Here is a 20,681-nt window from a genome sequence, read left to right as displayed (position 1 = left end):
AGCTGATAGCGTTCGGGCCATGGACGACCCTGTCGACGTACGGCTGGCCACCGAGGTGTCCCACGACCCGCGCGCCACCCTCGCCCAGCTCTCCGAACGGGTCGGCCTCTCGACCTCGGCCGTGCAGGCGCGCCTGCGGAAGCTGGAGAGCAGCGGTGTGATCGTCGGCTACCAGGCGATCCTCGACCCCGAGGCCGTCGGCAAGCCGCTGTCGGCGTTCATCGAGATCACCCCGCTCGATCCGCGTCAGCCCGACAACGCCCCCGAGCTCCTCCAGCCGCTCACGGCGATCGAGGCCTGCCACTCGGTGGCCGGGGACGCCGCCTACATGCTGTTCGTCAGGGTGGGCTCGCCCAAGGAGCTCGAGGCGCTCGTCAACGAGGTCCGCCACACGGCCTCCGTCAACACCCGCACCACCGTGGTGCTGCAGACCTTCTACGAGCACCGGCCGATGCTCCCCGCCGCCGAGGCCTGACGCCGGCGCCGGTGTCCTCGGCCGCGCGGGACCCCTGGACCGCGCGGCGGCGCCGCTCGGAGGCCGTCCGGACGGCGCCGCACCCCGCCGCCGGCGGGGGACTCCGGCGGATCAGGAGATCTGCAGCCCGCCGTTGATGTCGTAGGTCGCCGCGGTGATGTAGCCGGCGTCCTCGCCGACCAGGAAGGCGAGCAGGGCGGCCATGTCCCGCACGGTGCCCACCCGCCCCACGAGGATGTCCTTGGCCATTCCCGCCTTCCGCTCCTCGGTCAGCGTGCCGCCCATGATGTCGGTGTCCACGGGGCCGGGGGCGATGCAGTTCACCGTGATCCCGTGCTCGCCCATCTCGCGGGCCACGGCCCGGGTGAAGCCGATGATGGCGGCCTTGGAGGCGCTGTAGGCGGACTTGGAGTAGGTGCCGCCCCCGCGCTGGGCGGAGATCGAGGAGATGCTGACCACCCGGCCCAGCTTCCGCTCGATCATCCCGGCCAGGACCCGCTGGGTCACCAGGAACGTGCCGGTCATGTTGATCGCGAAGACCCGGTCCCAGGTCTCGCGGGTCTCGTCCATGAAGTCGGTGGGCGAGCTGATCCCGGCGCAGTTCACGAGGGCCACGATCGCGGGCAGCTCGGCCTCCACCCGGGCCACGGCCTCGTGCACGGAGGCCTCGTCGGACACGTCGGTGCGCAGCCCGAGCGCCGGCACGCCGTGCCGGTCGGCGATGTCCCGGGCGGCCTCGGCGGCCGCGTCGCCGTCGATGTCCAGGATGGCCACGCTCCAGCCCTGGCTCGCGAGCAGGTCCGCGGCGGCGCGGCCGATGCCCCGCTCGGAGGCGGCGCCGGTGAGCACGGCGGTGCGCTCGGCGGGGAAGGCAGGGGTCTCGGTCATGTCAGTCATCTCCTGTGCTGTGCTGGTCGGTCGGGTTCGGGTTCGGGGTCGGGTGGTCGGGTGCGGGGACCGCGCCGGCCGGGCGGCCGATGTAGTGCTCGTAGTCCTCGTAGGTCTGGTCGAGGTGCTCCTCCATCGCCGTGCGGGCGGCCGCGGGGTCGCGGGAGGCGATGGCCGCCAGGACCAGCCGGTGGTGCCGGATGGCGTGGCGCTGGACCTCCGGGAAGGCCGAGGTGGCCCGCCGCTCGGTGTAGAGCAGCTGGGAGAGCTGGCCCAGCAGCACGGGCACGAACGGGTTGCCGGAGGCGCGCAGCACGGCGTCGTGGAAGGCCATGTCCGCGGCGGTCACGGCGTCGAGGTCCTGGGCAGCGTGGGCCTGCTCCAGCTCCTGGACGGCGGCCTCCATGGCGGCGAGGTCCTCCTCGGTCACGTGCTGGGCGGCCAGCTCCGCCGATCCGGTCTCCACCATGCGCCGGACCTCCAGCAGCCGCAGGGCCACCTGGTTCGAGGCCACGCCGCGGGAGGCCGCCTTGAGGATGGCCTCCAGACCGGTCCACGCGTCCGGCGGGTTGACGAAGGTCCCGAGACCGCGCCGGACCTGGACGATGTTCTGCGCCTGCAGGGCCTTGAGCGCCTCCCGGACGGTGAGCCGGCTGACCTCGTGCTCCCTCGCGATCTGCGCCTCCGGCGGCAGGGCCTCGTGCGGGGCGACCTCGCCGCGCAGGATGCGCTCGAGCAGCTCCTCCGCGACCGACTCGACCAGCGACTTCCTAGCCATCGGCACGTCGCTCCGCAGCCGGCGCCCTCCGCTGCGCCGGGACCGGCACCGTCCGCGCGAGTGTGCCGGCGGCGCCGGGCGCCCGGACCAGGTCCGGCGCAGCGCTGCGGGTGCGCGCCGGCCGGCGGGGAACGGTGCGGCGGCCGGTGGTGCCGCCCCCGAGCACGAACGTCTCCGATGTCACAGCGGCCCTACCCCCTTGTCAGATGTCTTATCTGTGATTAGCCTCACATGAACCGTTCCGTCCGTCAATTCCCCGGCACCGGGCACCGCTGCCCGGGCGCCGCGCGTCCTCCACCGTCCGCAAGGAGCTGCATCACCGTGGATCTCCAACTCCTCCTGGCCCTGGTCCTGGGCATCGCCACCATCATCGTCCTGGTGCTGCGCACCCGCCTGGACGCCTTCGTGGCCCTCCTCATCGCCGCGCTGGTCACAGGTCTGGTCGCGGGCCAGCCCGTGCTCGAGATCGTCGCCGCCATCACCACCGGCTTCGGCAACACCCTGGCCTCCATCGGGATCGTGATCGGCCTCGGGGTGGGCATCGGCAAGATCCTCGAGGTCTCGGGCGCCGCCAACGCCCTGGCGCTGGCCTTCCTGCGCGTCTTCGGCCACGGCCGCGAGCCCTGGGCGATGGGCAGTGTGGGCGCCCTGGTCTCCATCCCGGTGTTCTGCGACTCCGGCTACGTGATCATGAACCCGCTGGCCCGCTCGATCGCCCGGGTGAAGCGCGCCGGCTACGTGACGCTCGCCCTCGCCCTGGGCTGCGGCATGACCCTGACCCACCACCTCGTGCCGCCCACCCCGGGCCCGCTGGCCGTGGCCGGCATCCTCGGGGCGGACCTCGGCGCGCTGATCCTCGGCGGCCTGGTCTTCACCGTGATCCTGCTGCCCGTGGTGGTCCTCTACGCGCGCTGGATCGGCCCCCAGCTCGAGCCGCGGGTCGAGGAGCACGTGCGCGAGGCTGTCTACGGCACCGTGGCCGCCGCCGGCGTGGGCGGGTCCGCCGCCGCCGGGACGGGCTCCTCGGGCGCCGGCACCTCGGACGCCGGGCTCCGGGACGGCCTGGACGAGGAGGCCCGGCAGCCGGTCACCGCCGATCCCGCCGTCGACCTCGGCGAGCCGCCGGCCGGGGCCAAGCCGCACCGGGTGGGCGCGTTCGTCGCGTCCCTGCCGCTGCTCATCCCGCTGGCGCTGATCATCCTCAACACCGTCACGGGCGCCATCGACCAGAACGCCCAGGGCGTCATCGGCGGCGACGAGTACGAACCCTCCGCCTGGGCCGTCCCCTTCGCGTTCATCGGCAACCCCGTCGTGGCCCTGATCATCGGCATGGTGCTGGCCCTCTACGTCCTGCTGCCCCGGTGGACGCCGCGCAACAAGGCGCACGGCTGGTTCGCCGAGGCCGCCGCCTCGGCCGGGCTCATCCTGCTCATCACGGGCGCCGGCGGCGCGCTGGGCCAGGTGCTCCGCAGCTCCGGGGTGGGCGACGCCCTGGCCGAGGCCATCGCCGCGACCCCGCTGCCCGCCTTCCTCGTGCCGTTCCTGATCGCCACGCTCGTGCGCATCGCCCAGGGCTCCGGCACGGTCGCCATGATCACCGCGGCCTCCGTGTCGGCGCCGCTGGTGACCACGCTGGGCATCGACCCCGTCGTCGCCGCCCTGGCATGCACCGCCGGGTCCATGGTCTTCAGCTACTTCAACGACTCCTACTTCTGGGTGGTCACCCGCTTCACGGGCCTGCAGGGCACGGACGCCCTGCGCGGCTGGTCCGGCATCACCACCGCGGTGTGGGCCGGATCCATCCCGCTGCTGTTCGTGGCGAACCTGATCCTCAGCTGATCCGCACGGACCCCGCCGGGGCGGCGCGCCGGGAGCGCGCCGCCCCGTACGCTGTCCGGAGATCCCCGCCTCCCGATCCGAAAGGACGCACCGTGCTCACCGACGCTTCACCGGCCACCGCCCGCCGGGCCCGCCTGGGCCTCGGCTTCCTCGGCGTGCTGCTGATCGGGGTGAACCTGCGGGTGGGCTTCGTGACCGTGGGCCCGCTGCTCGAGGAGATCAGCCGCGATCTGGGCATCTCCGCCGGGCAGGCCGGGCTCCTGACCGGCCTGCCGCTGGCCATGTTCGCGCTGTTCTCCCCGGTGGCGCCCGCGGTGGCGGCCCGGACGGGCCTGGACCGGGCACTGTGGCTGTCCCTGCTGCTGCTCGCGGCCGGGATCGTCGGCCGTTCCGCGCCGGTGCCCGGCGCGGTGTGGCTCGGCACCGCCCTGGTGGGCATCGGCATCGCGTTCCTCAACGTGCTGCTGCCCTCGCTGGTGAAGCGGGAGTTCCCGCAGCGGGTGAGCCAGGTGACCGGTCTCTACACGTCCGTGCAGGGTGCGGTGGCGGCGGCCGGCTCCGCCCTGGTGGTGCCCATCGCCCACGCCGGGGCGGGCGGGTGGCGCCTGGCCCTGGCGGTGTGGGCGGTGCTCGCCGTGCTCGCGCTGGTGCTCCTGCTTCCATGGCTGCGGCAGCGGACCGCCGCCGGCCCGCACGAGACGGCAGCGGACCGCTTCCGCTCGCCCTGGCGCTCCGCGCTGGGCTGGCAGGTCACCCTGTTCATGGGCCTGCAGTCGGTGGCGTTCTACGTCTACATGGCCTGGCTGCCGAGCATCGAGCGCAGCCACGGCGTCTCGGCGACCACCGCCGGCACGCACATGGCCCTGTTCCTGCTGGTCGGCATGGCGGCCAGCCTCAGCTCCGGGGCGCTGATGCACCGGTTCGGCGACCAGCGGGCCGTGGCGTTCGGCGGGGCCGCGCTGGCGCTGGCCTCCTACGCGGGCCTGGCCGCCGCCCCGGCCCTGGTGCTGCTGTGGGTGGTGCTCGGGGCCGCCGGCTGCGGCAGCCTCATCGTCGTGGCCCTGTCCCTGTTCAGCCTGCGCTCGAGCAGCCATCAGCAGGCCGCGGCGCTGTCCGGGATGGCCCAGTCCGTGGGCTACGGGCTGGCCGCGGTCGGGCCCGCCGTCTTCGGCGTCCTCTACGACGCCGGTGGGCGGTGGGAACCGCCGCTGCTGATCATGGCGGGCCTGATGGTGGTGCTGTGCGGCGTCGCGCTGCTGGTGGGTCGGGACCGCGTCATCCCTCCGCCCGCCTGAGGCGCGGCCGGACAGCGCAACGCCGCCCGGCCGAGCGGCGGGGCGGCGTTGCGCTCAGGACCCGGTCATGCGGATCAGGCCATGTGCGGCTGGGCGAACCACTGCTTGACCGGGGCCTTGAACGCGGTCACGAGCCACAGGACGTTGACCACGATGAGCAGCAGGCCCAGGATCAGCAGGACGATGCCCACGCCGCCGTACATCAGGGCGCCGAAGAGCCCGATGCCACTGGTGACGATGCTGAGGATCGACAGGACGATGCCCAGGATCCGGGCCCAGTTCTTGCCCTTCTTCAGGAACACGTAGATCAGCGCGTAGAGACCCAGTGCGATGAGCAGCATCACGATCGAGGTGACCATCGCGGTGCTCTGGGTCTGGGCGATCTGGTCGGCGGACAGGCCCAGCTGCTCGTAGGTCTGGGTCATGTCCGCGGTGGAGCTCGCGTACAGTCCGACGAGCTGGTTGAGCAGATAGAGCCCCGCCGAGGCGAGGGTGAGGGTCAGGAGCCGGCCCAGCTCGGGCGGGGCCGCTGCGGGCCGGCCGGCGCCGTACTGGTCGCCGCCCGCCGCGTTGTAGCTGGGCGGACCGGAGGGCTTGCCGGGCCGGTCGGGATACGGATTGCTCACGGGGATCTCCTTCGGTGGGTACGGGCAGAGCACGCTCTCCCATCCTCCCCGGGAATTCGCGAATGCACCTCCGCCGCGCGGCCGAGGCGTGCCCCCACTTCTGCGCCGGCCCTCCCCCGCGAGAGGCAGCACTGCTCAGGCGAGGAGCCGCGCGTAGACCACGTAGTTGTCGTCGAACAGCCCGGTGGCCGGGTCGTAGCCGTCGCAGGTGATCAGGCGCAGCTCCGCCCCTGGGGTGTCCCCGTAGACGTCCTGGGTGGGAAACGCGTTCTTGGCGTACTGCTCCCCGCGCTCGACGGCGAAGACGGCCGTGCTGCCGTCCTCCCGCACCACCTCGATCCGGTCCCCGGGGACCAGGCCGCGCAGACCGGCGAACACCCCCGGCCCGCCGTCGGTGGCGTTGACGTGGCCCAGCAGCACCGCCGGGCCGCGCTCGCCCGGTGCGGGCGAGCCGGTGTACCAGGACGCGGGGGCGCCGGGATGGGTCGGCGGCACCTCGAGCGAGCCGTCGGGGCGCAGACCCAGGTGCAGCAGCTCGGAGACGCTGCCCGCCGACGGGATCCGGACCGACACGGGCGCGGAGGCCGCCAGGACCACCGGCCCCGTGGCCGGGGCGGGAGTGGCCGCGGCACCGGGTGCCGGCGCTGCCGAGGGTTCGGCGGCCGGACTCGGTGACGACCTCACCGGGGCTGCGGTCGGAGCCCCCGGTGAGGAGCGCGGGGAGGAGGTCGCGGACGCCGTCGGCGACGGCGCCGTGGACGGTGCCGGCGTCTCGGCCGAGCAGCCGCTCAGCAGGAGGAGGGCGACCGCCGCAGGGGCCAGGCGGCCCCTGCGGCGGTCGGTGGTCGGATCCGTCACGGGGATCGGCTCCTGGTGCGCCGGACGGGCCCGCGCTACGCCCGAACGGTGCTGCGCCGGCGCACCACCACCGCGGCACCGGCGGCCAGGGCCAGGCCGCCGCCGAGGACGAGTCCGCCCGTCCCGGAGCCGTCCTGCACGGCCGCACCGGTGTCGGCGCCGCCCACGGGCACCTCGTCCATCTGGGTGTACGGGTCGACGCCGGGCACCTCGCCGGGCTGGGCGTCGGGGCCGGGGCCCGCGCCGGGGATCCAGTCGATGACGGTGTGGCTGTACCCGCCCTGGTCGTTCTCCACGGGGATGCGCGTGGGGTCGTAGGTCCAGTCGGCGCTCTCGCACACGACCCCGTCGCCGTCGTCGTCGACGAGGCTCGCGCTGTAGCTGACCGAGCCGACGGGGATGTTGTGGACGCCGTACTGGGCGGCCGTGGCGCAGTCGGTGAAGACCATCGGATCACCCGGCGCGGCCGTCGCCGGTGCCGCCGTCAGGGCCGAGAACCCGATGGCCATCAGCAGGGCCGCACCAGCTGTGTTCTTGTTCATGGAGTCCCCACAATCTCGGAGAGGAAGAGTTTGCAAAGGCATCGTAGGCAGGTGGGGAGTGCGGCGTCACGTGTCAAATCGTGACCCGCTTCCGGGCGCGTCGCGACAGTGAAGATTCCGCCGCGGCATTCCGGATGTGGGGCCTGACCGGGCCCTGTGTGACGCTCCCCGCGCGTGTGGATGACGCACGTCCCGCGCCACCCGCCGCGCCGGCATCCCCCCGTCCCGGGACAGAGACCCCGGAACAGGGGCCACGGAGCAGGAGCCCCGAGCCCGCTCAGGCCCCGGCGTCCGGACGCTCGTGCCCGGCCAGGGCCAGCCGGCTCGCGGCGGCCTCGTCCACCACGATCGTGGTGCGGCGGTGGAACTGCAGCACCGACGCCGGGCACCGGGCCGCCACCGGCCCCTCCACCGCCGCGGCCACGGCCTGGGCCTTGCGCTCGCCCTGGGCGACGAGGAGCAGCTGCCGGGCCTCCAGGATCGTGCCCAGCCCCTGGGTGAGGCAGTGCGTGGGCACGTCGTCGGGAGCGTCGAAGAACCGGGCGTTGTCGGCGCGGGTCTGCGCGGACAGCGCCAGGACCCGGGTGCGGGAGCTCAGGGCCGAGAGGGGTTCGTTGAAGCCGATGTGGCCGTTGGTGCCGATGCCGAGGATCTGCAGGTCGATTCCGCCGGCCACGGCGATCGACTGCTCGTAGTCCTGGGCCGCACCTTCCAGGTCCGCACGGACGCCGTCCGGCACGTGGACCCGCTCGGCCGACAGCCCGAAGGGGTCCGCGACCTCCCGCCGCAGGTACGCGGCGTAGCTGTGCGGGTCGTGGCCGGGCAGACCGACGTACTCGTCGAGGGCGAAGCACTCGAGGCGGGACAGGTCCAGCCCCTCCTCCCTGCGGCGGCGGGCCAGTTCCCGGTAGATCCCCACCGGGGAGGAGCCCGTGGCCACGCCGAGCACCAGGGCGGGCTGCGCAGCGATCCGATCGGCGACGACGCCGGCCGCGTGCGCCGCGACGTCCGCGGCGGTGGGCAGGACGACCACGTCCACTGCGGGCCTCCTTCGCTCGGCGGGACCTCCATTGTCCCCCGGAGCGCGGACCGCCCGCCGGGCGTCTCGCAGGATCAGCCGACGAGCTGGGCGTAGACCACGTAGTTGTCGTCGAACTCCCCGGTGGCCGGGTCGTAGCCGTCGCAGGTGATCAGCCGCAGCTCGGGGCCGTCGGTGTTGCCGTAGACGGACAGCGTGGGGAAGGCGTCCTTCGCGTACTGCTCCCCGCGCTCGACGGCGAAGACCGCCGTGCTGCCGTCCTCCCGCACCACCTCGATGCGGTCCCCGGGCGCCAGGTCCCGCAGACCGGCGAACACCCCGGGCCCGCCGTCGGTGGCGTTGACGTGGCCCAGCAGCACCGCCGGCCCCACCTTCCCCGGGGCGGGCGAGCCGGTGTACCAGGCGGCCGGCGCGCCCGGGTCTCCCGGAAGAACCTCCAGGGAACCGTTGTCGCGCAGGCCGAGGTGGAGCAGCTCCGAGTCGGTGCCGGTGGCCGGGATGCGGACCGACACGGGTGCGGAGACGGACGTGCCCCCCGGATCGGCTGCGGCAGCCGGTGCGGTGGACGCCGCAGGCGTCGGTGCGGCAGACGCCGAGGGCGTCGGAGCCGTGGTCGCCGGGGCCGTGGTCACCGACGGGGTCGGCGCGGACGACCGGCCGACGGATGCGCTGGCCGAGGGCATCTCCTCCAGCTGCGCGGGGTCGGGGCCGGCGCAGCCCGTCAACAGAAGGACAGCGACCGCCGCGGAGGCCAGGAGGCCCCTGCGGCGGTCGCTGGACGAGCTCTTCACGGACGACAACCTATCCGATCGGCTCGATGTGCCGGGCGGTCTCAGGCCCGGACGGTGCGACGACGTGCGACCACGGCAGCACCGGCGGCCGCGGCCAGGGCCAGGCCGCCGCCGAGGGCGACGCCGCCGGCCTGGGAGTCGTCCTCGACGACGACACCGGTGTCGGCCGCACCCGCGGGCACCTGGCCCGTCGCTGCCGGCAGCGGACGCCGCGGCCCCCGGACGCCGGATCCGGTCGGTGTGCGCATGCGGCCGGGGCCTGTCCCGCAGCTCCCGGGGTCACCGCTCGAGGGTCCGCCTCGGTGGCACGCCGTAGGCCGCCCGGTAGGCACCGGCGAAGCGGCCCGGATGGGAGAAGCCCCAGCGCGCGGCGGTCTCCCGCACGGTGTCCCCGCGCGCGGGGTCGCCGGCGAGCAGGTCGGCGTGGGCGGCGGCCAGCCGGGTGGTGCGCAGGTAGGCGGCGGGGGTGAGGCTTCGTGGGTGGTTGGCGCGGAAGGCGCGCACCAGGGCCTCGGTGGTGGTGCCGGCGGCGCGGGCGGCGTCCTCGACGGTGATGGGCAGGGAGGCGTGGCCGTCGAAGAAGGCCACCGCGATGCGGTAGACGCGGGTCTGGGCCTCCATGGACAGGATCCGCTCCCGCCGGTCCCCCACCAGGGGAAAGCACTCGAGCATCGCCACGGCCAGGTGGCGGCTCAGCTGCGCGCGCACCAGGGGCTCGGCGAAGGCCGCGGAGTCCACCGTGTCACGGGCCATGCCGGCCAGGTCGGTCCAGTACTGTCCCAGCCGGTCGGTGATCGGTCGTGCGGAGGCGAACGCCACGGAAGTCTCGGTGCCGTAGACGGTGTCGGCCACCCCTTGCAGCAGCGGGCGGGTGAGGTTGATGGTGGTCGCCTCCAGGGCGTCCCCGACCACCAGGGTGGGGTGACCCGGGCGGAACAGCACCGGGGATCCGAGGCCGGTACCGGCCTCCGCGCCGGTGGACCACTCGTAGCGGGTCGCGCGGCCGTCGGTCACGCCGAAGACCTCGGTGTCGCCCCAGGAGCAGAACGCTCCGTCCATGCCCAGCCGCACCACCGACAGGTGCTCGTCGCCGTCGTGGCGGTGCCGGTAGCGGAACTCCGGACGGGCCGGGGCGAACGAGAAGGGCACGCGCACCTCGGCGAACAGGGATGCGACGGCATCCGGCTCCCTGACCGTGGCCACGCGGTGGATCGGTGCGCTCATCCGAGTTCTCCCCATCGACTCGCTGCGTGCGGGTTCGACGCCCGGGCACTGCCCCCCACCGGACCCCCCTCCAGTCTACGGACAGGACGCGCTGTGGACCGGGACCGATCTGGGTAGCCTGGGAGCATGGGTTCACCGCAGGGATGGTCGGTCCTGAGGACTCGGGATCCGGAGGATGGCCGCGCGGCGATGGAACGGGCCTACCGCCGCCTGCGCCTGCCGCAGCCGGTGGCAGGGTTCGAGATGTCGCTGTCGATCACCGCCCTCGGGCCGCTGACCGCCCAGCGGCTGCGGCTGATCGGCTGGGACAGCTGCGGCGCCAACGACAACACGGGGCTGCTGCGCATCGGTAGCGTGGCCCACGGCCGCTTCCTCGTCCGGTCCGACCGCACCGAGGTCACCGGCGGACCCGCCTTCCTCTTCCCCACGGGCGGCTATGAGGCCCGGTGGGAGAGCCTGGGACTGAGCACCCTGACCGTGGAGACCGCGGTCGTGGAGGACTACGCCCGGGCGCTGACCGGCCGCCCCGACTTCCGGCTGCGGTTCACCGGGCACCACCCCCGCACCGAGGCGCACGCGAAGTACTGGCAGGCCACGGCGGGACAGGTCGTCCGGCACGTGCTGAGCGGCGACGTCGCCGCGGTCAGCCCGCTGCTCCTCGACCAGAGCCTGCGCAGCCTGACCACCGCCGTGCTGCAGACCTTCCCCAGCACCTTCCTGGAGGCCGGGAACGACCCGGAGCCGCCGGGGGCGGCCCAGCCGGCGGCCCTGCGCCGGGCGGTCGCCTTCATCGATGCCCACCTGGCCGAGCCCATCGGCCTGCCCGAGATCGCCGCGGCGGCCCGGCTGAGCCCGCGGGGCCTGCAGGCGGCCTTCCGCCGCCACCTCGACACCACGCCGCTGGGCTACCTGCGCACGGCCCGGATCGACGCGGCCCGCCGCGATCTGCTCGCCGCCGGCCGCGCCCCCGGCACCACCGTGACCGCGGTGGCCACCCGCTGGGGCTTCGCCCATCCCGGCCGCTTCGCCGCCGCCTACCGCGACCAGTACGGGGAGGCGCCCGGGGACACCCTGCGCCGCTGACCCGGCCGTCCCGTGCGAGGTCCGACCCGGCGGCCGGCGGCACGCTTCCCTCGACGGCGCGCGGACCGGCGACCTAGCGAGCCCCGCCGGTGTCACCAAGTCCGCGGACCACGTGCGCGACGACGGCGCCGAACCCCGGCGCGGCGCCCGCCGGACCGGCCGTCAGCGCGGTCGCGTACAGGGCGGCCCAGGCGGCGGCGCGGCGCCGCACGTCGGCGTCGTAGCGCCCGGTGCCGTCGTCGAGCGCCCGGAAGGCGGCGCGCTGCGGGGCGTCGAGGACCAGCCACGCGGCGGCGAGATCCGAGGCCGGGTCACCGGCGCAGACGTCGCCGAAGTCGATGAGCCCGGCCAGCCGTCCGGCGCGGTGCACGAGGTTCCAGGGGTGCGGGTCGCCGTGCAGCCAGACCGGCGGCCGGGACCAGGGCGCGGCCCGCGCCCCGTCCTCGACGACGCCCCGGAGCCGCTCGGCGGTCCCCGGCCCGAGCGCGGCCGCCGTGGCCGGCCAGGGGGCGGGCACGGTGCGGAGCCGGTCGGCGAGGGGCACGCCCCGGTAGGGGTTGCGCGGGGCCTCCGGCGGCGCGGGCACGTGCAGGGCGCTCAGCGCCCGGGCCAGGTCGGTGGCGAGCCGGTCGCGGCCGGTCACGGGCAGCAGCGCGACGGCCTCCCCCTCGACCCACCGCGTGAGCAGCCAGGGCCAGGGGTATCCGGCGCCGGGCCGGCCGGGGAACACCGGCACCGGCGCCTCGACCCCGAGGTCGCCCAGCGGGGCGCTCACGGTGGCCGTCCACCGCCGCTCGTGCCCCAGGCAGGGCACGGCGGCCTGCCGGCCCGGCAGGCGCACCGCGTGGGCGGGCCCGAGCCGGAACATCGCGTTGTCCCAGCCCTGGGTGGCCGGAACCGGCGGCAGGTCGGCCAGCGCCCGCAGCGGGGCGGGCAGCTGCTCCCGCAGGAGGCGGCGCACCAGCGTCGTCGTCGGACGGAGCTCGGGGGCGGACACGCCCCCAGGGTACGGCGGGGGCTCCGCACCCGGGCGGGGCCTCCTGGGTGCGGAGCCCCCGCCGGCGGTCAGGGCTGGGCGGGCAGCACGTACCGGCCGGTCCGGTCGGTGGCCAGGGCGAGGGAGGAGATGTACTGCTTCTCCCCGTGCGGACCGGGCTCGGCGGAGAGCAGCATGTCCGGGCGCTCGAACTCGAGGCCGCTGACGTGGCAGGTGAGCTTGGCGTCGGAGGGGTTGCCGTCGGCGTCGAACATCGGCAGGTCGATCCCGTCGTCGGTGCGCCGCAGGTAGTACTTCCCGCGGGTGGCCACGGCGAGCAGGGGCGGGCAGACCAGGGCCAGGCCGATCGCGAACATCGGCGAGAACGGCTGCACGCCGGCGCCGAAGGCCCCGAAGAACACGGCGATCGAGATGCCGGCGGAGAGCAGCATCGAGACGAAGCCGACCGGGTTGACGGCGTGGAGCATGCCGCGGCGGAATTCGGGGACCTTCGGGGAGAGCTTGAGCAGGTACTTGTTGACGGCGATGTCCGTGGCGACCGTGACCACCCAGGCCATCGCGCAGTTGGCGTAGAAGCCGAGGATCGTGTTGAGGAAGTCGAACATGTTCGCCTCCATCAGCACCAGGGCGATGGCGAGGTTGACCAGGACGAAGACCATGCGGCCCGGGTAGTGCCGGGTGAGGCGGGTGAAGCTGTTGGTCCACGCCAGGGAGCCGGAGTAGGCGTTGGTGACGTTGATCTTCAGCTGCGAGACCACCACGAGGATCAGGGCGAGGGTGAGCGCCAGCCAGGTCGGCATCATCTCCTCGTAGACGCCGAGGAACTGGTGCACGGGCTCGTCCGCGGTGGCGGAGGCGGCCGGGTCGAGCTTGGCCAGCAGCCAGACCGTGATGAACAGACCGGTGGCCTGCTTGAGGGCGCCGAAGACCACCCAGCCGGGCCCGCCCAGGACCACGGCGGTCCACCACGCGCGCCGGTTGGCGGCGGTCTTGGGCGGCATGAAGCGCAGGTAGTCGATCTGCTCGGCGATCTGCGCCATCAGGGACAGGCACACGCCGGCCGCGAGCATGACCGCGGCGATGCTGACCCCGCCGTCGCCGCTCTCGCCCTGGTAGGCGAAGAAGGTCTCGACCGAGCCCGGGTTGGTGAGCACGAGGAAGGCGAGCGGGAAGACCATGAGCAGCAGCCACAGCGGGGTGGTCCACACCTGCAGCTTGGCCAGGGTGTTCATCCCGTAGATCACCAGGGGGATCACGACGAGCGTGGAGATCGCGTACCCGATCGCCTGCGGGATGCCCAGCACCAGCTCGAGGCCCTGGGCCATGATCGAGCCCTCCAGGGCGAAGAAGATGAAGGTGAAGGTGGCGAAGATGATGTTGGTGACCACGGACCCGTAGTAGCCGAAGCCCGAGCCGCGGGTGATCAGGTCCAGGTCGATGTTGTACCGGGCCGCGTAGTAGGCCAGGGGCAGGCCGGTGGTGAAGATGATGACCGCGGCCACGAGGATGCCGAGCAGGGCGTTGGCCGTGCCGTGCGCCATGCCGATGCTGGCGCCGATGGAGAAGTCGGCGAGGTAGGCGATGCCGCCCAGGGCGCTGGTGGCCACCACGCCGGGGCCCCACTTGCGGTAGGAGCGCGGGGCGAAGCGCAGCGTGTAGTCCTCGAGGGACTCCCTGGTGGCCTGGCTGACGTCGCGGTCGGGGGCGCCGGGGGCGTGCGCCCCGGCCGGGGCGGGTGCGCCCGCGGCGGGATCGGCGGGTGGCGGGAGGAGCTTCTCGGACATGGCGGCTTCCTTCGGTCGAGGGGTCTCGCCTGCGAACCTAGGGAGGCCGTGAGGCCGGGCCGTGTCATCGCTGTTTCACGGTCGTAAATGCGGTGGCGTGCTCGGGTGCCCGGCCGGCCCCGGTGTGTCACACCGGGGCCGGCACTGGCCGGGAGACCCCGGGTGGGCCACACTGAAGCCCCACGTCAGGGCGGCCGGGGAGCCGCCCCACCGCGGCACGGGAGCAGCATGGACACCTCCGATCCACCGGGACAGGGCCGCGACGGCCTGTACAACCTGCTGGTGCAGATCCTGGGTCTGCTGAATCCCGGCGCCTGGCTCCCGGCGGTCTTCGGCCTGGGCGGTCTCACGCTGCTGCTGGAGTTCCGGGAGATGCACGCGGTGGACCTGCCCCGGGCGCTGCGGACCGTGCTGGACGCCGTGGTCGCGCTGTCCCAGTCCGCGGTGACCGCAGCGCTCGTCGTGCTCCCCACGCTGGCGGTCGCGGCCATGATCACGCAGCCGTTCTCGCACGTGGCCACGCGGTTCCTGCAGGGCCACTGGGCGCCGCGGCCGGGGCTGCTGGCGCTGCACCGGATGCTCGTCCGGCGGCAGATCACCCGGAAGCGGCGGATCGAGGCCCGGCGGAAGGATCAGGTGAGGGCCCTTCAGGAGTGGGCGGGCACCCCGGAAGAGGCCGCCTCCGGGAGGTCGGAGTGGCGCACGCGGGCCACCCCGGAGGAGCTGGCCACGGTGGAGCACTGGCTGGAGGAGGAGTCGGCCTACCCGGCGGAGACGCGCATGTTGTCGACGAAGCTGGGCAACATCCTGCGCCGGACCGAGGACCGGATCAGTGCTGCGGGGCCGGCCATCGGGATCGTGCGCCGCCCGGCCACGGTCCCCTCCGCCGTCGACGCCGAGCTGGACCAGGCCCGCACCCTGCTGGAGATGTACTGCACCCTGGTCTTCGTCGCGGCCCTGCTCGCCCTGGTCACCCCCGTGGCCCTGACCGGTCCCCTGCGCTCCGCGGCGCCGGCCGTGACGGTGCTCGTGCTCGTCTTCGCGGGGATCTCCGCGCTCAGCTACCAGGCGGCCATCGCCAGCGCCCGGCGGTACTGCTTCCTGCTGGAGGCGGTCGCCGGGGCGGCCCCGCCGGACGGGGGCGCGGACCCGGAGGGCGGCTGAGCGGGCGCTGCACCCCGCCGAGGGCGTCGGTTCAGCCCAGTCGCCCCAGCAGGTCCCGGAGGGTGGCGAGCTCGTCGTCGGCCAGCCCGGCGAGCGCCAGGGCCTCTGCCTCCTGCAGCGGCGGCCACAGCTGCTCGTGCAGCTCCCGCCCGCGGTCGGCGGCGTGCACCCGCAGCCGCCGGCGGTCGGCGGGGTCCACGTTGCGGTAGACGAGGGCGCGGGCCACCAGCCGGTCGACGAGCCGGGTGAGCGTGGGGGCGGTGGTGCGGGTGGCCTCGCTCAGCGGCCCCATGGACTGGGCGCCGTCCACGCACAGCGTCTGCAGCACCCGCCAGCCGTCGAGGGTCAGCTCGTGGGGCGCCAGGACCTGCTCGAGGGCGTGACGGGTGGCTGTGGCGGCCCGGTCCAGGAGGTCGATGCTGAGGGTCGTCGGGGCGGTCGCTTCTCGACGCATGGTCCGGCCTTTCCGCGAGGAGGGCCCCGGGTCCGCCGGCTCCCGGTCCGGCGGGGAGCCGGGGCGGAGCGCGGTGGACGGGGCCGCTGACTGCGTTCTCATGGTACTGCCGAGGCCGTCGCGCCCGTGGGTGCCGCCCGGGCGTCGTCATCATTTCCCTCCCGGGGCGGCGGTGGGCATAGTGGTGCCCACCGCTCGGACCGCTCCCTGCCGGGAGCGGCGCGCTCCGGCATTCCCAGGAGTAGAAGGTGCTATGCGGAACGACGATGTGCGCATCGGCCTGGTCATCCCGTTGCAGGGTTCCACGGGGATCTTCGGCCCCTCGTGCGAGGCGGTCGCCGACACCGCCGTCCGGGAGATCAACGCCGAGGGGCTGCTGGGCCGGAGGGTCGTCCTCGAGGTCGTCGACGGCGGCGCCCCGGTCCCGGAGATCACCGCCCGCGTCGGCCGTCTCCTCGAGCGCGGAGCGATCGACGCCCTGACCGGCTGGCACATCTCCGCGGTGCGGGAGGCCCTCGCCCCGCTGACCGCCGGGCGGATCCCGTACGCGTACACCTCGCTCTACGAGGGCGGGGAGCGCCGGCCCGGCGTGTTCTGCACCGGTGAGACCCCGGAGCACCAGGTGGGCCCGGCCCTGCGGTGGTTGCGGGACCGGCGCAGGGCCCACCGCTGGTTCATCGTCGGGGACGACTACGTCTGGCCGCGGGTGTCGGCGCGGGTGACCGAGCGCTTCGCCCACGAGCTCGACCTCGAGCTGGTGGGCGCGGCCTTCGTCCCGCTCGGCACCGGGGACTTCTCCGGGACGCTGGACGCCGTCGCCCGCAGCGGCGCCGACGGCGTGCTGCTCTACCTCGTCGGACAGGACGCGGTGCAGTTCCACCGCATGTTCGCCGCCCGCGGGCTCGACGACCGCCTGCTGCGCTACACGCCGCTGATGGAGGAGAACATGCTGCTGGCCAGCGGCTGCGAGGCCACGCGGGACCTGTTCGTCAGCGCCTCCTACTTCCGGTCCCTGGCCACCGCCTCGGCGCTGCAGCTGTGCACCTCCTACGTGGCCGACCACGGACCCGACGCACCGCCGCTGAACGAGATGGCCGAGTCCTGCTACGAGGGGCTGCTGATGCTGCAGTCCCTGGCCCACCGGGCCGGCAGCTTCGAGGTGCCCCGCCTGATGGCGGCCGCCCAGGGCTTCGGCTACGACGGACCCCGGGGCGCCATGACCATGGCACAGCACCGGACCGACCAGCCGATCCACCTCGCCGTCCCGGACGGCTTCGACTTCGAGGTGATCGAGACCCTGTGCCGGGGCGGGCCGCCGAAACCTTAGTCCCCGATCGCCCGGACCGCTGACTCCCCCGATGTTTCCACCTGAAATAGACGTCACCTGGAAACATTGGGAGGTAGCGATGGCCACGTACGTGTTCCGATGCGCCGAGTGCTCGGACTTCGAAGTCGTCCAGCCCATGTCCGCGGTGAGACCCACGCACCCGTGCCCGGGGTGCGGCGGCCCCTCCCGGCGGGTGTTCACCCCACCGGCGCTGCGCACCACGCCTGCCGGGCTGCATCGCGCGGCCGAGGCCGCGGAGGCCAGCGCGGAGGCGCCGCAGGTGGTGCACTCCCTGCCCGGCGGGGCGCCGAGGCCGCGAAGCCGGCGGTGGAGCCCGTTCACCGGAGCCGCTCCCGTCGCCGCGGACCGCAGGCCCGCGGGTCCGCACCAGCCGCTCCCGAAGCCGTGACCCATGGCTGCCGTCGGTCTGCTCTACGTCGGTGCGGTCCTGTTCGTCAACGGGGTGCTGCTGCTGGGGCGGATCAGCCCCCGGGCCGCGGCTCCGCTGAACCTCTTCGTGGGTGCCCTGCAGGTGCTCACCCCCACCTACCTGATCGTCTTCGCCGCCGGTGACCCCGCCCAGATCGCCTTGGCCGCGGGGCTGTACTTCTTCGGCTTCACCTACCTGTGGGTGGGCATCAACGCGATCACCGGGTGGCCCAACCACGGGCTGGGCTGGTTCTCGCTCGTCGTGGCCGTCAGCGCCGTGGGCTTCGCCGTGTACACGTGGGTCGAGCTGGCGGACCGCGCGTTCACCGCGCTGTGGATGATGTGGGCCGTCCTCTGGTTCGCCTTCTTCGTCCTCATGGCCTTCGACCGGGCGGACCTGGGCCCGGCCGTGGGGGTCCTGGCCATCGGCAACGCCGTGGTCACCACCGGCGTCCCCGGTTTCGTCCTCCTCTCCGGGTGGTGGCAGGACTCCACCGCCCTCGCCCTGGCCATCGCCGTCATCGGCGTGCTGCTCCTGGTGCTGTGCCTGCCCCTGGGCCGGGCCCTGGCCGCCCGCGGCACCTCCTCCGAGTCCGGGTCGGCGTCCACGCCGGCCACCTGAATGAAAGGACAGTCCCATGCCTGAAGTGATCTTCAGCATCGACCAGAGCAAGTCCATGTGGGACCAGGCGGTCCCCGGCCACAACCGGTGGCACCCGGAGGTCCCCGCGGCGGTGACCGTCAAGCCGGGCTCGGACATCCGCGTGGAGTGCCGGGAGTGGACCGACGGCCAGATCGGCAACAACGACTCCGCCAACGACGTCCGCGACGTCGACCTGTCCAAGTGCCACGTGCTCTCCGGGCCCATCGCCGTGGAGGGCGCCCAGCCCGGGGACCTGCTCGTCGTCGACATCCTGGACATCGGCCCGGTGCCCCAGACGGTCGGTGACAACTGCGGGGAGGGCTGGGGCTACTCCGGGATCTTCGCCAAGATCAACGGCGGCGGCTTCCTCACCGACTACTTCCCGGACGCCTACAAGGCGATCTGGGACTTCCAGGGCCAGCAGTGCTCCTCCCGCCACGTCCCCGGGGTGCGGTACACCGGGATCACCCACCCCGGCCTCTTCGGCACCGCCCCCTCGGCGGACCTGCTGGCGCGGTGGAACAAGCGCGAGCAGGCGCTCATCGACACGGACCCGGACCGGGTGCCGCCGCTGGCCCTGCCGCCGCTGCAGGACAACACCCTGGGCGGGACCGCGCAGGGCGACCTCCTGGACCGGATCGCCCGTGAGGGCGCCCGCACGGTGCCGCCGCGCGAGCACGGCGGCAACCACGACATCAAGAACTTCACCCGGGGCAGCCGCGTCTTCTACCCCGTCTTCGTCGACGGCGCGAACCTCTCCGGCGGCGACCTGCACTTCTCCCAGGGCGACGGCGAGATCAACTTCTGCGGCGCCATCGAGATGGGCGGGTTCATCGACTTCCACGTCGACCTGATCAAGGGCGGCATGGAGACCTACGGGATCCACAACAACCCGGTCTTCATCCCCGGCCGCGTGGAACCGCGCTACTCGGAGTTCCTGACGTTCATCGGGATCTCCGTGGACCACCGGGACGACACGAACCTCTACCTGGACGCCACCCAGGCCTACCGCAACGCCTGTCTCAACGCCATCGAGTACCTCAAGAAGTGGGGCTACACCGGCGAACAGGCCTACCTCATCCTCGGCACCTCGCCCATCGAGGGCCGGATCGGCGGCGTCGTCGACATCCCCAACGCCGCCTGCTCCGTCTTCCTGCCCACGGAGATCTTCGACGTGGACATCCGCCCCGGCGGGGACGGGCCGGTGCACCGGGACCGCGGCCAGGTGGCCGTCACCTCCTGAGCCGTTGCCGCCCGGCACGGCCCCGCCCGGGAGGGACCCGGGCGGGGCCGTCCCGGGCGGCGCGCCGCGCCACGGGCCCGACACCTGCGCATCACTGTTGTCCCTGCCCGTTCCCCCGGGCGCATCGCATCCCTAGGCTGTGACCATGGCCACACCACAGACCCGCACCCGGCCCACCGTCAACTCCGACATGGGCGAGGGCATCGGCCTGCACCGCTTCGGCAACGACCCGGAGCTGCTGCAGGTGGTGGACCTCGCCAACGTCGCCTGCGGCTTCCACGCCGGGGACCCGGACATCATGTCCGCCACGGTCGCCGGCGCCGTGGCCCACGGCGTGCGGATCGGGGCGCACCCCTCCCTCCCGGACCAGTGGGGCTTCGGCCGCCGCGCCATGGTGCTCACCCCGGAGGAGGTCGAGTCCCTGGTCCGCTACCAGGTGGGCGCCCTGACCGGCTTCCTGCTCCAGCACGGCGCGGAGCTGCACCACCTCAAGCCGCACGGCTCGCTCTACGGCATGGTCGCCAAGGACCCCGCGCTCATGGAGTCCGTGGCCGCGGTCGCCGCCGACTACGGGGTGGCGGTGCTCGGGATGGCCGGCACCGCCCACGAGGCGGTGTGCGCCGAGCGCGGCGTGCCGTTCGTGGCCGAGCTCTACGTGGACCTGGACTACAACGCCGAGGGCGGGCTGATCATCCAGCGCACCCCGCACACCACCGACCCGCGGGCCGCCGCCGAACGGGTGGCGCAGGCCCTGGAGCAGGGCACCGTGCGCGCCGAGGACGGCACGGAGCTGCCCATGCGCTTCGAGTCCGTCTGCGTGCACTCGGACGCCCCCGGGGCGCCGGCGGTCGCCCGCGCCGTGCGGGAGGCGATCGACGCCCGCGTCCCCGCCGGCTGACCCGGCGGGCGGGCCAGGAGACCACCAGCAGGAACCAGCCGCAGCACCGACCGAAAGGACCGACATGGCCGAGATCCAGTCCCCGCTCCCCGGCGTCTTCTACCGCCGCCCCTCCCCCGACAAGGACCCCTTCGTGCAGGACGGCGACCGGGTCGAGGCCGGTCAGGTCATCGGCCTCATCGAGGTGATGAAGCAGTTCTCGGAGGTCCAGACCGAGTCCGCCGGCACCCTGGAGGGCTTCCGGATCGATGACGGGGACATGGTCCATCCCGGGGACGTCATCGCCGTCGTCGCGGAGAGCTGA

General features: G+C 73.7%; 23 protein-coding genes. 11 read left to right on the top strand and 12 right to left on the bottom strand.

Features of this window, described 5'->3' with window-relative positions; all coding sequences use genetic code 11:
- Positions 1-19 precede the first annotated feature (19 nt).
- Positions 20-475: an Lrp/AsnC family transcriptional regulator gene (locus AYX06_RS11950; RefSeq protein WP_062735955.1), complete on the top strand. Its 456-nt coding sequence runs from the start codon at positions 20-22 to the stop codon at positions 473-475.
- 111 nt (positions 476-586) lie between these two features.
- Here the strand turns inward: AYX06_RS11950 and AYX06_RS11945 are convergent, their stop codons facing one another.
- Both AYX06_RS11945 and AYX06_RS11940 read right to left on the bottom strand, forming a co-directional pair.
- Entirely contained in the window at positions 587-1,363 is a 777-nt protein-coding gene (locus tag AYX06_RS11945; RefSeq protein WP_062735954.1) for an SDR family NAD(P)-dependent oxidoreductase, read from the bottom strand.
- Between the two features lies 1 nt (position 1,364).
- Positions 1,365-2,141, bottom strand: a complete 777-nt coding sequence (locus tag AYX06_RS11940) for a FadR/GntR family transcriptional regulator (RefSeq protein WP_062735953.1) — start codon at positions 2,139-2,141, stop codon at positions 1,365-1,367.
- A gap of 321 nt (positions 2,142-2,462) precedes the next feature.
- Here AYX06_RS11940 and AYX06_RS11935 point away from each other — a divergent pair, with 321 nt between their 5' ends.
- Entirely contained in the window at positions 2,463-3,980 is a 1,518-nt protein-coding gene (locus AYX06_RS11935; RefSeq protein WP_062735952.1) for a GntP family permease, read from the top strand.
- A gap of 92 nt (positions 3,981-4,072) precedes the next feature.
- Positions 4,073-5,275, top strand: coding sequence for an MFS transporter (locus AYX06_RS11930; protein ID WP_232319299.1), 1,203 nt, complete (start codon positions 4,073-4,075; stop codon positions 5,273-5,275).
- A gap of 74 nt (positions 5,276-5,349) precedes the next feature.
- Here the strand turns inward: AYX06_RS11930 and AYX06_RS11925 are convergent, their stop codons facing one another.
- The 7 genes from AYX06_RS11925 to AYX06_RS11895 all read right to left on the bottom strand — a co-directional run bounded on the left by AYX06_RS11925 (position 5,350) and on the right by AYX06_RS11895 (position 10,355).
- Entirely contained in the window at positions 5,350-5,901 is a 552-nt protein-coding gene (locus AYX06_RS11925; protein ID WP_062735951.1) for a hypothetical protein, read from the bottom strand.
- 135 nt (positions 5,902-6,036) lie between these two features.
- Positions 6,037-6,474: a class F sortase gene (locus AYX06_RS20525; RefSeq protein ID WP_232319298.1), complete on the bottom strand. Its 438-nt coding sequence runs from the start codon at positions 6,472-6,474 to the stop codon at positions 6,037-6,039.
- A 320-nt stretch (positions 6,475-6,794) separates the two neighbouring features.
- Positions 6,795-7,301, bottom strand: a complete 507-nt coding sequence (locus AYX06_RS11915) for an excalibur calcium-binding domain-containing protein (protein ID WP_147017641.1) — start codon at positions 7,299-7,301, stop codon at positions 6,795-6,797.
- A gap of 277 nt (positions 7,302-7,578) precedes the next feature.
- A complete protein-coding gene (gene nagB / locus AYX06_RS11910) occupies positions 7,579-8,340 on the bottom strand; it encodes a glucosamine-6-phosphate deaminase (protein ID WP_062735948.1) in 762 nt (253 codons plus the stop codon).
- A 74-nt stretch (positions 8,341-8,414) separates the two neighbouring features.
- Complete coding sequence (locus AYX06_RS20520; protein WP_232319297.1) at positions 8,415-8,852, bottom strand: class F sortase; 438 nt, start codon at positions 8,850-8,852, stop codon at positions 8,415-8,417.
- A gap of 320 nt (positions 8,853-9,172) precedes the next feature.
- Positions 9,173-9,313: a hypothetical protein gene (locus AYX06_RS11900; RefSeq protein WP_186815645.1), complete on the bottom strand. Its 141-nt coding sequence runs from the start codon at positions 9,311-9,313 to the stop codon at positions 9,173-9,175.
- A 97-nt stretch (positions 9,314-9,410) separates the two neighbouring features.
- On the bottom strand, positions 9,411-10,355 hold the full coding sequence (locus AYX06_RS11895; RefSeq protein ID WP_062735945.1) for a helix-turn-helix domain-containing protein: 945 nt from the start codon (positions 10,353-10,355) through the stop codon (positions 9,411-9,413).
- Between the two features lie 189 nt (positions 10,356-10,544).
- Here AYX06_RS11895 and AYX06_RS11890 point away from each other — a divergent pair, with 189 nt between their 5' ends.
- Positions 10,545-11,438, top strand: coding sequence for an AraC family transcriptional regulator (locus AYX06_RS11890; protein WP_062735944.1), 894 nt, complete (start codon positions 10,545-10,547; stop codon positions 11,436-11,438).
- Between the two features lie 73 nt (positions 11,439-11,511).
- On the opposite strand, the gene AYX06_RS11885 is transcribed toward AYX06_RS11890, so the two are convergent.
- Both AYX06_RS11885 and AYX06_RS11880 read right to left on the bottom strand, forming a co-directional pair.
- Complete coding sequence (locus AYX06_RS11885; RefSeq protein ID WP_062735943.1) at positions 11,512-12,435, bottom strand: aminoglycoside phosphotransferase family protein; 924 nt, start codon at positions 12,433-12,435, stop codon at positions 11,512-11,514.
- A gap of 68 nt (positions 12,436-12,503) precedes the next feature.
- Positions 12,504-14,219, bottom strand: a complete 1,716-nt coding sequence (locus AYX06_RS11880; protein ID WP_062735942.1) for a purine-cytosine permease family protein — start codon at positions 14,217-14,219, stop codon at positions 12,504-12,506.
- Between the two features lie 228 nt (positions 14,220-14,447).
- Between AYX06_RS11880 and AYX06_RS11875 the strand changes: the two genes are divergently transcribed.
- Positions 14,448-15,383, top strand: a complete 936-nt coding sequence (locus tag AYX06_RS11875; protein ID WP_062735941.1) for a hypothetical protein — start codon at positions 14,448-14,450, stop codon at positions 15,381-15,383.
- Between the two features lie 31 nt (positions 15,384-15,414).
- On the opposite strand, the gene AYX06_RS11870 is transcribed toward AYX06_RS11875, so the two are convergent.
- Positions 15,415-15,837 carry a MarR family winged helix-turn-helix transcriptional regulator gene (locus tag AYX06_RS11870; RefSeq protein ID WP_062735940.1) on the bottom strand — a complete coding sequence of 141 codons (423 nt, stop codon included), beginning with the start codon at positions 15,835-15,837 and terminating at the stop codon, positions 15,415-15,417.
- Between the two features lie 253 nt (positions 15,838-16,090).
- Here AYX06_RS11870 and AYX06_RS11865 point away from each other — a divergent pair, with 253 nt between their 5' ends.
- The 6 genes from AYX06_RS11865 (at position 16,091) to AYX06_RS11840 (ending at position 20,681) form a co-directional block, all read left to right on the top strand.
- Positions 16,091-17,164 carry a substrate-binding domain-containing protein gene (locus tag AYX06_RS11865; protein WP_186815646.1) on the top strand — a complete coding sequence of 358 codons (1,074 nt, stop codon included), beginning with the start codon at positions 16,091-16,093 and terminating at the stop codon, positions 17,162-17,164.
- A 31-nt stretch (positions 17,165-17,195) separates the two neighbouring features.
- Complete coding sequence (locus tag AYX06_RS20945; protein WP_084271600.1) at positions 17,196-17,573, top strand: FmdB family zinc ribbon protein; 378 nt, start codon at positions 17,196-17,198, stop codon at positions 17,571-17,573.
- 3 nt (positions 17,574-17,576) lie between these two features.
- The gene (locus tag AYX06_RS11855) at positions 17,577-18,215 is read left to right on the top strand and encodes an AmiS/UreI family transporter (protein ID WP_062735939.1); all 639 of its coding nucleotides are present in this window, start codon (positions 17,577-17,579) and stop codon (positions 18,213-18,215) included.
- Positions 18,216-18,231: 16 nt separating this feature from the next.
- Complete coding sequence (gene fmdA / locus AYX06_RS11850; protein ID WP_062735938.1) at positions 18,232-19,479, top strand: formamidase; 1,248 nt, start codon at positions 18,232-18,234, stop codon at positions 19,477-19,479.
- Between the two features lie 145 nt (positions 19,480-19,624).
- The gene (locus AYX06_RS11845) at positions 19,625-20,377 is read left to right on the top strand and encodes a 5-oxoprolinase subunit PxpA (RefSeq protein WP_062735937.1); all 753 of its coding nucleotides are present in this window, start codon (positions 19,625-19,627) and stop codon (positions 20,375-20,377) included.
- 64 nt (positions 20,378-20,441) lie between these two features.
- Positions 20,442-20,681: an acetyl-CoA carboxylase gene (locus tag AYX06_RS11840; protein ID WP_062735936.1), complete on the top strand. Its 240-nt coding sequence runs from the start codon at positions 20,442-20,444 to the stop codon at positions 20,679-20,681.

This window comes from Kocuria turfanensis, from assembly GCF_001580365.1.
Lineage (GTDB): Bacteria > Actinomycetota > Actinomycetes > Actinomycetales > Micrococcaceae > Kocuria > Kocuria turfanensis.
This window is presented reverse-complemented; position numbering and strand designations above follow the sequence as displayed.